This is a genomic window from Bacteroides sp. 90-K9/2 (genome assembly GCF_047310725.1).
GTDB lineage: Bacteria > Bacteroidota > Bacteroidia > Bacteroidales > Bacteroidaceae > Bacteroides > Bacteroides vicugnae.
The window spans coordinates 175,125-189,899 of the sequence record NZ_JBCGVL010000003.1; the positions used below are offsets into that span (position 1 = coordinate 175,125).

A 14,775-nucleotide genomic window follows, 5' to 3' on the forward strand; every position below is an offset into this window, starting at 1 on the left:
TATCTCCTTTCTTTATTATACAAAGTTACAATAAAACAGTTACATAACCTACGAAACTCTATTCTATTAACATACTTAACAGAAGAAAGAAAACGACCGGTATGCATCGTCACGACGTATACCGGTCTACAAGTTAAGGTCAAAGTCAAAAAATTAAGAGAGCTATTTTATATATTAGGGTTAGCGTTTATTTCTTTCTGGGGGATAGCATACAAATAATAGGTGCTATTTACTGTAAACGGTTTACCGTTCGGGAAGTTAAGGAACCAATGTCCCAAAGGATTTCGTTTTTCAAAGCTACCCCCCTCCTGCCAGCAGTCGACTTCCGTCTTCTGCATTTCATCAGATAAAGCAGTACGTACTACAGAACCCTGTGTACGAAGTATATCTGTAATGCCGAATCCCTCTCCCCAAAGTTCGCGGCGACGTTCCATCAGAATCTCATCAAGAACTTCTTCCTGTGATTTCCCTGTCACATCATAATCTCCCACTCCACGGGCATTACGCAACGTATTCAATGGAATGACAGCCTGACTCAAAGCTACTCCATCACGAACTTTCGCCTCCGCTTCTATCAAATACATTTCAGAAGCACGCATCAAGACCAGATCAGCTGTGTCGTCTGCACGCATGTGGAATTTCTTATATCCCAGATACCCTTCACGCATCCACTGAAACAAAGGCAGACGAATGTCACCTTCGGTAAAGGTATCTTTTAGATGAGGATCGGCCATAAAACTACTATAAGCTCCGACGTATGTTGCATCCAGATAATAAAAGTTGTAGCTGGCATCCGACTGGGAAGGTATTTGAGGGAATCCCCATATCCATTCTTTATTGGAAATATTATTAAAGCCTTCATACTCGGCCGTAGTTGTCATCAACGCATATCCTGTACGTGCAGCTTCAGCTGCTTTCGCTGCTTCTTCCCACTGCCCTGTCAACAGATAAGCACGAGCCAAGAGGCCATCCACTACGGCAACATTCGGTTTGAATTTCTGATTATCACCACTCCGGACATAGTTCTTCAAATAATCCTGTGCCAGATTCAGATCATCAAAAATACGCTGATAGACCTGTGCCACCGTTGATTTTCCTTTCGGAACTGTCGAACTATTACTCGGTTCGGTATATATAGGAACGCACGGAGCATCTTTATCTTTCAAGTAAGTAAATTGATAATGCTGTACCAAGTGTAAATAACAGAAAGCACGTAATGCCAATGCCTGTCCCTGCGCTTGCCGTAGTTCCTCCGAATCTCCCTGGATGGAAATGGCAGTATTACAGTTATCGATCGTTTTATATATCAGATACCAAGCAAACTCTGTTCTATTGTTTGAAGGCAACGCTATATCGTTAAACTGATACGAAGAGTTGAAACCGTATTTCGGACGGGAAACAACATCACTTGCCATCATGTCGTCCAGACACTGAAGTGCCCGATAACCGATATTGGCATAGGTACTTGAATAATCAAACAGATTATACCAGGCACCATTCACAAGTGCCTCCACATTTTCGGGCACAGGTACTTTTTCTGAACTTACCGCATCCGTTGGGTCCGTATCCAAAAAACTGCTGCTACAACTCGTTGCCAGGAAAAGTCCGGCAACTGCGGCAAGAATGGATTTAATTTTTATTTTTCTCATAATTTAGTCTGAATTTAGAAAGAAACGTTGATACCTCCGGAGATCGTTCGCATAGCCGGATAGCGGTAATAAGTGATACCGGTAATTCCCTGTTCAGGGTCTAGTCCCTGATTCCGGTGAATGGTAAACAGATTATCTCCTTGTACATATACCTGCACACTGCTCAATGCCAACTTACTAATCCATTGTTTGGGTAAGTTATAGGAAAGAGTCAGGTTTTTCAATCGCATATACGAATTATTCTGCAAGAAACGGGTAGAAGCCGAGTTCCAGTTATTAGTGGTAGTACTCAAAGCAGGAACATCTGTATTACGATTGTCGGGAGTCCATCTTTTTAGAATCTCCGTCGACCAGTCGCGTCCTTCCAGACTTCCATTATGCAAAATCATTGTAATATCACGATTGTAGATATATCCACCGATACTATAAGCAAAGATGGCAGAAAGATCAAATCCTTTCCAGGAAAGAGAGGTATTGAATCCACCATACACCTTCGGAAGAGACGATTTATTGACGTAATAATAGTCAGCCGAACCGTAATCATTTGTTGTGACACGTTTTCCGGTCGGATTGTGATTTTCATCTTCTTCATCCATATACCACAACGGATCTCCGTTCTCCGGATCTACTCCCGCCCACTCTATCATATAGAAATCATAAACAGAACGGCCTACCTGCAACTTGTTCACACCACTTTGCGGCATATCTTTCAAAGGAAGATCCGTCACCTTATTCTTATAATGTGTCAGATTCATCCCCAGTTTCCATACCCAACCATTCTGATTGATAATCGTTCCGTTCAACACCATTTCTATACCTGTATTCTTCAAGGCTCCTACATTCTCGTCAATAGAACCATATCCCAGGGAAGGAGCTATCGGACGTGAGTAAAGCAAATCTTTCGAACGACGGGTAAAGAAGTCAAACGAACCGGAAAAACGGTTATTGAACAGGGAGAAGTCGATACCTACATTAAAGTTGAGGTTCGTTTCCCATTTCAGGTTCGGGGTCGCCATACGATCGGACACTAACGCATTTTCTCCCAGATTGGAAACAATGGTATAAAGTCCTTTACTCGCATAATACGTACCCAGGTTATCGTTTCCTTGTGCACCATAGCTCATTTTCAAAGTTAAGGCAGACAACCAGTCGGAAGTGCTTGCCATAAACTCTTCCCGGTCGATACGCCAGGAAGTACCCAGCGACCAGAAATTTCCCCAGCGGGTTTCAGGCGCAAAACGTGAAGAACCGTCGCGACGATAAGATGCCGAGAAGAAATATTTATTCTGATAATCATATAACGCTTGAGTCAGATAACCCACCAATGCATAGTCGATACGATATCCCGAACCTCCGGTCAGCTGTGAGCCGACTACCAATTCCGGCATATCAGGTTGCGCCATCTTAGAACGCGATGCTGTCAGTTCATCGTAACGGTAAGAATAGGCTTCCACACCGGCAAGGACATTAAAATGATGTTCACCGATTGTCTTGTCATACGTAGCGATATTATTCCACGTCCAGGAGAAAGTACGGGTATTCATCCGGCTGACGCCGCCTCCGTTTTCTTTAGCCGGACCTAACTTCGGGTTCGTATAATCCAACGTATTATAATTGATCAAGTCGAAGTTGAAACTTGTCTTGAATTTCAGTCCTTCAATAATCGTAGCTTCCAGAAAAGTACGGCCGGAAACTTCATCTTTCATTCGTTCCGATTTATCCAAAGGCAAAGTAGCCGGAAGGTTCCAGTTTGCCATCGAACCGGAAGGACGATAGGAACCGAAGTCATAAATACGGTCTCCACTCTCATCCAATTTGTAGCTACCATCCGTATTCATTTCATAAATGGGATAAAATCCCGGCATGGTACGTCCTGCGGTAATCACATTACTGGTTTTGGAGTCGGAAGAAACCGGATAATTCTGCATGGAATGTGCGAAACTCAAGTTGACGCCTCCCTTCAACCAGGAAGTCATCTCGCTGGTGATATTGGAACGAAGATTAAAACGCTGGTAACCGGATTCGAGTGCAATGCCTTTATCATTCAGGTATCCGGCAGAAAAGAAATACTGATTCGCTTTTCCACCTCCGGAAACACTTAGATTTAACTCTGTGCGAAGTGCCTGTTGCTCCATGGCGTCACTCCAGTCAGAATTCCATAACGGACGGGCGCCTGCCACCAGCTTTCCATCTGTACCGACCGGTTGCGCATATTGAGGGCCATAGGGGTTCGGACCACCTCCCATCAATTTCGTTACCAAATCTTTGGATGCTTGTGTCGCGGCAGTTGCCGGAGTATAATCCGCACTCTTGGCGTACTGATTGCGAAGTGCTTCCCAATATAATTCGAAGTATTGGTCGGTACTGACACGATCATAATCGCGTACGGCACGGTTGGAACCTCCTAACGAAGCTTTTACCTTTACTGTTGCTTTGGTATTCTGATCTCCCTGTTTGGTGGTGATAATAATCACACCGTTTGCACCACGGGAACCATACAAAGCAGCAGAGGCCGCATCTTTCAATACTGTCATCGAAGATATGTCATCCGGATTGATAGAGTTCACACTACCATCGAACGGGACACCGTCCACTACATAAAGCGGAGCGCTGGAAGCGTTGATAGATCCGATACCACGAATACGGATTTCCGCATCCGTACCCGGCTGGCCGCTTGCCGCACTCGCCTGTACTCCGGATACCGTACCCTCCAATACACGTGATATGCTGGAAGTCTGTAACTTTTCAATCTCACCTGCTTTCATCGTCGAAGCTGCTCCGGTAAAACTATACTTTTTAGCGGTAGCATAAGCTACTACCATTACTTCTTCCAGTTCCTTACTTTCCGATTCCAACATAACATTAATCACACTCCGGTTATTCACCGGTTGTTCCACCGTTCTCATTCCTACAAAACGGAACACTAAAGTGCCGGTAGCAGGAGCTTCAATCGAATACTTTCCATCCATATCGGTAATGGTGCCGGAAGAGGCTCCTTTCAATTGCACGGAAACACCAGGCAAAGGTTCTCCTTCAGAAGTCACCGTACCCGTCACACGTTTCTCCTGCTGTGCTTCCGCATATACTATATTTCCTGCAAAAAGCAGAAGAGACACGACTAATAAACGTAAATAGATTCTCATAATTTTGTGGCTTAAGATTTATTTGCTTGTTGTAACTAACAGTACATTGAACTTTTTTGTTTAGGAAACGAAACATTTTTTAGAGGATTGCTAGTATAAATCAACGAAAGGTAGTACATTCGTGAAACAAAAAATATCTATACCAACAAAGAACCACATGGGGAAACGGGTTATTCTATATCTTTTTCTGTTATTTTCACTGTCCTTACAGGCACAGACTGAAGAGAAAGTCTCTTTGGGCAACGATAGTACAGAAGTAGATTCCACATCAACCGCCAAGCCAAGTGCTTTTAAAAGAGCGATCAAGAAGTTTATGAACTTCAGTGATTTCGATACGCTCTATATCAGTCCTAACCGTTATAACTATGCGCTGATGGTTACTCATTTCAGTAACTTTGAGTATTATTCTATCACCAGTGAATTGCCGCAGCCACAGAAACTTAGTTTTTCTCCCAACCCGCACAACAAGATAGGATTGTATTTCGGCTGGCGATGGATTTTCCTGGGATGGTCTGTAGATGTGAACGATATTTTCAAAAAAGGCACCCGAAAGAACAAGGGAACAGAGTTCGATCTTAGCTTATACAGTTCCAAATTAGGCGTGGACATCTTCTATCGCCGCACCGGTAATAATTACAAGATACACAAAATCAGAGGATTTTCAGACGATATACCCTCCAACTATTCCGAAGATTTCAGCGGAATAAAGGTAGATATCAAAGGACTGAACCTATATTATATCTTCAATAACCGTAAATTCTCCTACCCTGCCGCATTCAGTCAGTCCACCAATCAACGACGCAATGCAGGTACATTTATTGCAGGTTTTTCCATTTCAAAGCATCATCTCGACTTCGATTATACAGCACTTCCGGGATTTATCCAGGAGGCGATGAATCCTGCCATGAAAGTCAAAGATATTAAATACACCAATGCCAACATCAGTTTCGGCTATGCCTACAATTGGGTCTTTGCCCGCAACTGCCTGGCGTGTCTGTCTCTCACTCCTGCCATTGCCTACAAAGCTTCCGATGTGGACGCAGAAACGAATGAGGCAAAAGCGTGGTACGGTAAATTCAATCTGGATTTTCTGCTTCGCGCAGGGATTGTCTACAACACCGGGAAATATTACATAGGTACTTCCTTTGTTGGAAAAAACTACAATTATCATCGTAACAATTTCTCTGTAGACAATGGATTCGGTACTCTCCAAATATATGCCGGATTCAACTTCAACACCCGCAAAGAATACAGGAAAAAGAAATAATACCACAGAAACTAGAAATCATCAACTTGTTTGCTAATCCAAAGAATCTTTGTACATTTGCCACGTTCTAACGAGCAAAAGTAAAAAATCAATGAAGCAACAACGCCACATACAGACCACACGCACTCTTCTTTCCCGCTTTCGCTACTGGGGAAGAAAGAACTATGCTGCCTTTGCAAGTATGGGACGCGAATTCCAGATCGGTCATCTGCATACCAATGTAGTGGACGTTGCTCTTCGTAAGCAGAATGCTGCACAAACTATCCCTTACCATACATTTATGACACTTCAAGAAATCAAAGACCAAGTGTTGGCGGGTATCGACATATCACCCGACCAAGCTGCTTGGCTAGCCAATATGGCTAACAGCGAGGCGCTTTATGCCGCCGCACATGAGATTACCGTCGCACGTGCTTCGCACGAGTTCGACATGTGTTCCATCATCAACGCCAAGTCCGGCCGATGTCCGGAAAACTGTAAATGGTGTGCACAATCCTCCCACTACCAAACCAAAGCCGAGATTTACGATCTCCTTCCCGCTGAAGAATGTCTTCGACAGGCCCAATACAACGAAGCCCAGGACGTCAACCGATTTTCCCTCGTTACCAGCGGACGAAAACCATCTCCCAAACAGATTACCCAACTTTGCGATACAGTCCACTATATGCGTCGACATTCGTCGATTCAACTTTGTGCTTCTCTGGGACTGCTCAATGAAGAAGAATTGCGTTCCCTGCATGAAGCGGGAATCACCCGTTATCATTGTAATCTGGAAACTGCCCCGTCTTATTTTTCCAAACTCTGCTCTACGCATACGCAAGAACAGAAACTGGCTACTCTCGATGCAGCCCGTCGTGTAGGCATGGATATCTGTTGCGGAGGTATCATCGGCATGGGAGAAACGATGGAACAACGGATTGAATTTGCTTTCACATTGGCAGAACTGAATGTTCAATCCATACCTATCAACCTGCTTAGCCCGATTCTAGGCACTCCACTGGAAAACGAGCAGCCTTTAAGCGAAGAAGAAATACTTAAAACCATCGCACTCTTTCGTTTCATCAATCCGACCGCTTTTCTGCGTTTTGCCGGAGGACGTTCACAACTTTCTTCCGAAGCGATGCACAAGGCATTATATATCGGAATTAACTCGGCTATCGTAGGCGACCTATTGACAACACTCGGCTCCAAAGTATCGGAAGATAAAAAGATGATTCAGGAAGAAGGCTATCATTTTGCCGGTTCCCAATTTGATCGCGAGCACATCTGGCATCCGTACACATCGACTACCGATCCGCTTCCTGTCTACAAAGTGAAACGGGCAGACGGTGTTACCATTACCCTCGAAGACGGACGAACGCTCATTGACGGAATGTCTTCCTGGTGGTGTGCAGTGCATGGATATAATCATCCGGCATTGAATCAGGCGGCAAAAGAACAATTAGATCAAATGTCCCATGTCATGTTCGGGGGATTGACGCACGATCCGGCCATTGAACTAGGGAAACTATTATTGCCTTTGGTTCCTTCCTCCATGCAGAAAATATTTTATGCAGACTCCGGTTCGGTAGCCGTAGAAGTGGCACTGAAAATGGCTGTACAATATTGGTATGCAGCAGGAAAACCGGAAAAGAACAATTTCGTGACCATCCGTTCCGGCTATCACGGTGATACGTGGAATGCCATGTCTGTATGTGATCCGGTGACGGGTATGCACAGTCTTTTCGGTTCAGCATTGCCTGTACGTTATTTTGTTCCGTCCCCCACTTCCCGGTTTGACGGAGAATGGAATCCGGAAGATATACGACCTCTACAAGAGATGATTGAAAAACATTCAAAAGAGTTGGCGGCACTTATCCTGGAACCCGTGGTACAGGGAGCAGGCGGGATGTGGTTTTATCATCCGCAGTACCTGCGTGAAGCTGAAAAGCTTTGCCGGAAACACGATATTCTTCTTATCTTCGATGAAATAGCAACGGGATTCGGACGTACCGGCAAACTTTTTGCGTGGGAACACGCCGGAGTAGAACCGGATATCATGTGCATCGGCAAAGCACTGACCGGAGGATATATGACACTTTCTGCTGTATTGACCAGTAACCGGATAGCAGATACCATCTCCAACCACGCGCCGGGAGCTTTTATGCACGGACCTACATTTATGGGTAATCCACTCGCGTGTGCAGTGGCTTGCGCCTCCGTCCGCCTATTACTCGAATCCGGTTGGCAAGAGAATGTGAAGCGAATCGAAACCCAACTGAAAGAAGAACTGGCACCTGCACGGGAATTTCCGGAAGTGGCTGATGTACGAATACTCGGAGCTATCGGAGTCATTGAGATGAAGCGTCCGGTAAATATGGGCTATATGCAACGACGATTTGTGGAAGAAAAAATCTGGGTACGTCCCTTTGGCAAACTGGTATATCTGATGCCACCTTTCATCATCACTTCGGAACAATTAAGTAAACTGACTTCCGGGTTACTTAAAGTTATCCAAAAAAGATGACAGACAAGAAGAATATTACCGGATTTTCACCCAAGAATCTGTTCCTCGGTGAGCAAAAGGGTGTTCCTCGGTGAGGAACGGGCCTTTCCTCACCGAGGAAGGATGCCTTGGTCGGTGAGAAACTTTCAGCATAGTTCTTCTGATGATAAACATCTTATAGGCAACTAATTACACTTTCAATCATTCATATATCGAATACTGATTACTTAAAATAATAATTCATGACATTAGAGTATATAAACCAGGAACTACAGACCTTGAAAGAGAAAAAGAACTACCGTTCTCTCCCACCGCTAATCCACGAAGGTCGAGATGTTCTGCTGAACGGACAACGAATGTTGAACCTATCTTCTAATGATTATCTCGGACTGGCCAATGACATCTCATTGAGGGAGGAATTCTTAAAGACACTCACTCCCGAAACATTCCTGCCTACCTCCTCTTCTTCCCGGTTATTGACCGGTAATTTTAGTGACTATCAGAAGCTGGAACAACAGCTAGCCACCATGTTCGGAACGGAAAGTGCACTCATATTCAACAGTGGTTATCATGCCAATACAGGAATACTTCCTGCCATTTGCAATACTCATACACTGATTCTTGCTGACAAGCTAGTACATGCAAGCCTGATAGACGGAATTAAATTATCATCAGCTAAATGTATCCGGTATCGTCACAATGATATTTCCCAGTTGCAACGACTGATTGCTGAAAATCATAACGCTTATGAGCAGATTATTATTGTTACCGAAAGTATCTTCAGCATGGATGGCGATGAAGCTGATCTTCGCGCTCTCATTCTGCTCAAAAAGAGTTATTCCAATGTTCTTCTTTATGTAGATGAGGCTCATGCTTTTGGTGTACGAGGGGAAAAGGGATTAGGATGTGCTGAAGAACAGGACTGTATCAACGATATAGACTTTTTGGTAGGAACATTTGGAAAAGCCATTGCTTCGGCAGGAGCTTATATCGTCTGCCGGGAACTCATTCGGGAATATCTTATCAATAAAATGCGTACGTTTATATTCACCACTGCACTTCCTCCTATTAATATTCAATGGACTTCATGGGTGTTAGAACACCTTTCAGCTTTACAACATAAGAGGGCTCACCTGCTACAAATCAGCGAAAAGCTAAAGGTAACCCTTACAGCCAAAGGATATAATTGCCCATCGGTGAGCCATATTGTACCTATGATTATAGGAGCCAGTGAAGATACCATAATGAAAGCAGAAGAACTCCAACGCAAAGGATTCTATGCATTGCCCGTCCGTCCGCCTACCGTACCCGACGGAACCTCACGGATCCGCTTCTCACTGACAGCGGACATCACAGAACATGAAATTGACCAACTCATCAAACTGATAAACGAATGAAACAGCATTTTATCATAAAGAATAATCAGAAGCATCTATTGCTTTTCTTCGCCGGTTGGGGGATGGACGAAACTCCTTTCCTGACCATTCATCCTGTTGACAAGGACTGGATGATTTGCTATGACTACCGTTCATTAACATTTGATGTCGGTTTATTGGAAACCTATTCCCAGATTACACTCATCGCCTGGTCGATGGGAGTCTGGGCAGCTTCTCAACTCATAAAGCAGTATCCACATTTGCCTGTTTCCCAAAGTATCGCCATCAACGGTACCCTCTATCCCATACACGAAACCAAAGGTATTGCTCCCTCTATTTTCGATGGTACACTCCAAGGATTGAACGAACAAACCTTGCAGAAATTTCAAAGAAGAATGTGTGGTTCAATAGCTGACTATAAAGCTTTTCAAACCGTATCCCCCCAGCGTCCGGTTGAAGAACTCAAAGAAGAGCTTGCCACCATACAACAACAGTATTTATCATTGTCTCCCTCTGATTTTAAATGGCAAAAAGCTATCATAGGAAAAGGCGACCGCATTTTCCTCCCGGATAACCAATATTTGGCATGGGAAAACCAAGTGGACTCTCTTGAACAAGTGGAAGCGGCACATTACCAACAGGAGCTTTTTAATACAATACTCATGTAGCCGGATACTGATGTGTTCATTATTGGTTCATATAATAATTTAGGGCAACCGTGAAATCCGTGTAATCCGTGCCTAAAAGATGCTAGCAATTAATTAGTGACGTACAATTACCATCAGGAAATCAGCCTATTAAATAAATATTGATTATGAATAAACAACTAATCGCAGAACGTTTTTCAAAAGCTATCACTACCTATCCGAGGGAAGCAAACGTGCAACGGCAAATAGCAGATAAAATGATCCATTTGCTTACAGAACATATATCTTCTCCCTGCTCGAAGGTGATTGAATTTGGCTGCGGAACCGGTATTTACTCCCGTATGCTGCTCCAAACCCTCCGTCCGGAAGAGTTATTACTCAATGACCTTTGCCCCGATATGAAATATTGCTGCGAAGACTTATTAAAGAAAAAGCAAGTTTCTTTTCTTCCGGGAGATGCCGAGACAATCTCTTTCCCCGCCGAAAGCACACTGATAACTTCCTGTTCGGCCCTGCAATGGTTCGAGTCACCGGAAAACTTCTTCGAAAGGTGTAATACCTTGCTCAATAATCAGGGTTATTTCGCTTTTAGCACTTTCGGAAAAGAAAACATGAAAGAAATACGCGAACTTACCGGCAACGGACTTCCTTATCGTTCACGGGAAGAGCTTGAAGCAGCTTTATCACCCCATTTTGACATACTGTATTCAGAAGAAGAGCTTATCCCGCTTTCGTTCAAAGACCCGATAAAAGTACTATATCACTTGAAGCAAACCGGAGTCAATGGTTTATCAACGCAATCCTCTCCTGCCGGAAAACAAGAGAACGATTTGTGTTCATCAGACGACAATTCAAAAAATAAATCTAAGAACAATCTTCCCCAACAGCAGTGGACTCGTCGTGACTTGCAACTCTTCTGTGAACGTTACACGCAGGAATTTACTCAGGGCACTTCCGTGTCCTTAACATATCACCCTATATATATCATCGCAAAAAAGAAAAAAGTATGAAACAGAATGTATATTTCGTAAGCGGTATCGATACAGATGCCGGAAAGAGTTATGCCACCGGCTTTCTAGCTCGTGAATGGAACAAGAACGGCCATCGCACCATCACCCAGAAATTTATTCAAACGGGAAATGTAGGTCATTCCGAAGATATTGACCTACACCGGCAAATCATGGGAATCCCTTTCACCAAAGAAGACCAAGAGGGACTAACCATGCCGGAAATTTTCTCTTATCCCGCCTCTCCGCATCTTGCTTCCCAACTGGATAACCGTCCTATTGACTTTGATAAAATAAAACGTGCAACTGAAGAATTGAGTGAACGGTATGACTCTGTTTTACTCGAAGGAGCAGGCGGCCTCATGGTTCCTCTCACTACCGAACTTTTGACCATTGATTACATCGCTCAAGAGAAATATCCGCTAATCTTTGTCACTTCGGGCAAACTAGGAAGCATCAATCACACCCTGCTTAGTCTCGAAGCAATACAAAAACGCGGCATTGTACTAGATACCGTATTATATAATTTATATCCTACCGTAGAAGACAAAACGATTCAGAATGATACAATGGAATTTATCCGGACCTGGCTGAAAAAGTATTTTCCAGAAACGAAATTTATACTGGTTCCGGAAATAAAAAAGAATCTATAGAAAAGCAATCACCGACTACTTTCACTCGACAACAATCGTACTCTTTTGTGGATTATGGCTATCATAAGTAACTTTCACCGGATACATATAGCCATAATCCTTTATTTTTTAAACAGTAGTCGAATATTTATCCAAAGCCTTTCTCAATGATCTTTCCGAAATTGGTTTAGTCACATAATCGTTACACCCCATCTCTAAGGCCTGTTCCTTATCAGTCCCGAAAGCATAAGCCGTCAAGGCAATGATAGGAATCTCTTTAGAATAAGAGCGGATAATGTGGGTTGCTTCCAGTCCATCCATACGCGGCATTTTCACATCCATCAGGATTAAGTCCGGTTGGTACTGCTTATACATTTCGACAGCTTCCACTCCGTCTTTAGCCCAAAGCAATGTATATTCCCTGCCAATCAGATTCTTCAATAGGATGAAATTACTCTCCACATCTTCTGCCACCAGAATCTTCTTAATTTGTTGTACACGATTGACAGTATTCCCTTTAGATTCCACCTTTGTCTCTTTGAAGAAATTACCGAGTTCTCCGGTTTCTTCATAAGGAATTGTGAAGTAGAAGGTAGAGCCTTTACCCAATTCGGAAGTCACCCCGATTTCTCCACCGATCTTTTCGATAATCATCTGACAGATAGAGAGTCCTAATCCCGTCCCTTGCGCAAAAGAGTTCAGTTTGACAAAACGCTCGAAGATATGATCCACCTTTTCCGGCTCTATCCCTATTCCTGTATCTTTCACGTACACACGGATATCTTTATCCATTCGCTCAAAACCAAAACGGATCTCTCCTTCATAGGTAAACTTACTTGCATTAGTCAGGAAATTCGTTATCACTTGCATAATGCGGTTCTGGTCTCCCTCAATGAGCAAATCCTCCTCTTCATTGTCCAAAACGAGAGTTACCCCTTCTTTCACACGTTCTTTATGAACTGTATAAATTGTCCGGCAGACCTCTCCCAGATTCATTGGACGCTTGATATATTCGAGTGTTCCGGCCTCTATCTTCGATAAATCCAGAATATCATTAATCAATTGCAACAAAATATCCGAGTTCTGATTGATAATACCCGAATAAAGCTTTTTCTCTTCAGCAGTTTCGGCAGAAGGCAATAATTGGGAGAATCCTACAATAGCATTCAGCGGAGTCCGGATCTCATGGCTCATGTTAGCGAGGAAAGCACTTTTCAATCTGTCGGATTGCTCCGCTTTAATCCTTGCCTTGATCAGTTCCTGCTCAATATTCTGAAGATTAGTAATATCCCACGAAATGCCAATCAGCAACGGTTTACGTCCCTCCATCGGTACAAGCGCTTTCAAAGTCTGCACAATACGCGCTTCTCCATTAGCCGACAGATAAGTTTCCTGCATATCAATACGCTTATGAGTCTGGAGTAATTCCAAATCATCCTTACGGAATTTCTCCGCATCTCCGTGCACCGGAAATATCTCATAATCCGTATGCCCGATAGCTTTAGACGCCGGAATGCCTGAATGATCGGCAAATGCCTTATTCCAATATAAATATCTAAGATCATCTTCCGGGTCCTTCACAAACAGATAGACCGGAATATTATTCAAAATACCATCCAACAACAGATTCAGTTCGCGGAGTTCATCCCGTTTCTTGATAACATCAGTGATATCCTGCGTAAAGAACCAGGTGAGTTCCTGATTATTCTCACGAATCAGGAAAGTTGATACCTGATGTACTCTCTCCTTAGTTTCTCCCTGACGTACATAAGCAGCACGATAAGCAAAGCTACCATCATTATCACGAATATCCTGCAGCTTTTGTTCCCATGCTTCCTTTGTTGTCATAGAGACACGCAAATCATATATTTTTTGTGTACCCAACTCCTGCGTTACACCGTATTCTTCTATAAATTGCTTATTCGCATAAACCAGCGTTCCATCTTCCGCCACAGCAAGAATACTGTCACTCACCTTATCAAGCACACTTTTAAAAACTTCCAGTTGCCTTTGGGTAGCTACCCGTTCCGTTATATCACGACACATAATCAGCACGTATTCCTCATCCAGCGGAAAAATACGGTTCTCGTAATAATGGCGTTCACCATTAAAATCCAGTTCGTGATGTGCAGTTGAAACAGTTCCGGTAGTAACAGCCTGCTGCATATTGGAGTGAACATTCTGATACGCTTTCGGTGGAACCATATCCTGCATGCGCATCCCTTTAAAATCCTTGTTTGATATTCCTACATGGTTGGTTTCTTCATTAGAAACAACTTCAATGCCTACCTCACTCTGATTGAAGACAGTCAGCATATCGGGAAGAGAATCTAGTATCCTAACAGCGTATTTCTCTTTAAAACTAACAGGATGATTGCTACGCTTCTCATCCCTAAGAACAGAAAGCTCTTTTCTAAGCTGCTCATTTTCTTTTTTAAGTGCTTCTAACTGTTCTACTAATGCTTCTTTGCTTTGTTCGATGCTCATGATGTAACGGGGTAAATACGTACTTATCTGCCAAAAGTAAATATTTTTTTGAATAAAAGCACGTATTTACCCTGTTTTTTTC

Annotated in this window: 9 protein-coding genes; 6 read left to right on the forward strand and 3 right to left on the reverse strand. The window is 43.3% G+C overall.

Going from position 1 to position 14,775, the window contains the following annotated elements:
- Positions 1 to 167 precede the first annotated feature (167 nt).
- Positions 168 to 1,649, reverse strand: coding sequence for a RagB/SusD family nutrient uptake outer membrane protein (locus tag AAHJ11_RS10160; RefSeq protein WP_320974392.1), 1,482 nt, complete (start codon positions 1,647 to 1,649; stop codon positions 168 to 170).
- 14 nt (positions 1,650 to 1,663) lie between these two features.
- Positions 1,664 to 4,792 carry a TonB-dependent receptor gene (locus AAHJ11_RS10165; protein WP_320982734.1) on the reverse strand — a complete coding sequence of 1,043 codons (3,129 nt, stop codon included), beginning with the start codon at positions 4,790 to 4,792 and terminating at the stop codon, positions 1,664 to 1,666.
- Between the two features lie 157 nt (positions 4,793 to 4,949).
- Here AAHJ11_RS10165 and AAHJ11_RS10170 point away from each other — a divergent pair, with 157 nt between their 5' ends.
- From AAHJ11_RS10170 to bioD, 6 genes are all read left to right on the forward strand, one after another.
- Positions 4,950 to 6,059: a DUF4421 domain-containing protein gene (locus AAHJ11_RS10170; protein WP_320974692.1), complete on the forward strand. Its 1,110-nt coding sequence runs from the start codon at positions 4,950 to 4,952 to the stop codon at positions 6,057 to 6,059.
- 91 nt (positions 6,060 to 6,150) lie between these two features.
- A complete protein-coding gene (gene bioA, locus AAHJ11_RS10175) occupies positions 6,151 to 8,565 on the forward strand; it encodes an adenosylmethionine--8-amino-7-oxononanoate transaminase (protein WP_320974674.1) in 2,415 nt (804 codons plus the stop codon).
- Between the two features lie 221 nt (positions 8,566 to 8,786).
- The gene (locus tag AAHJ11_RS10180; RefSeq protein WP_195649475.1) at positions 8,787 to 9,941 is read left to right on the forward strand and encodes an 8-amino-7-oxononanoate synthase; all 1,155 of its coding nucleotides are present in this window, start codon (positions 8,787 to 8,789) and stop codon (positions 9,939 to 9,941) included.
- Entirely contained in the window at positions 9,938 to 10,588 is a 651-nt protein-coding gene (locus AAHJ11_RS10185) for a DUF452 family protein (RefSeq protein WP_320974675.1), read from the forward strand. Before AAHJ11_RS10180 ends, AAHJ11_RS10185 begins: the two co-directional genes overlap by 4 nt.
- A 146-nt stretch (positions 10,589 to 10,734) precedes the next feature.
- Entirely contained in the window at positions 10,735 to 11,577 is an 843-nt protein-coding gene (gene bioC, locus AAHJ11_RS10190; protein WP_320974676.1) for a malonyl-ACP O-methyltransferase BioC, read from the forward strand.
- The gene (gene bioD, locus AAHJ11_RS10195) at positions 11,574 to 12,227 is read left to right on the forward strand and encodes a dethiobiotin synthase (RefSeq protein ID WP_195649472.1); all 654 of its coding nucleotides are present in this window, start codon (positions 11,574 to 11,576) and stop codon (positions 12,225 to 12,227) included. The genes bioC and bioD overlap by 4 nt, the downstream gene beginning before the upstream one ends.
- 108 nt (positions 12,228 to 12,335) lie before the next feature.
- Here the strand turns inward: bioD and AAHJ11_RS10200 are convergent, their stop codons facing one another.
- Entirely contained in the window at positions 12,336 to 14,693 is a 2,358-nt protein-coding gene (locus AAHJ11_RS10200) for a PAS domain-containing protein (protein WP_195649471.1), read from the reverse strand.
- Between the last annotated feature and the right edge of the window lie 82 nt (positions 14,694 to 14,775).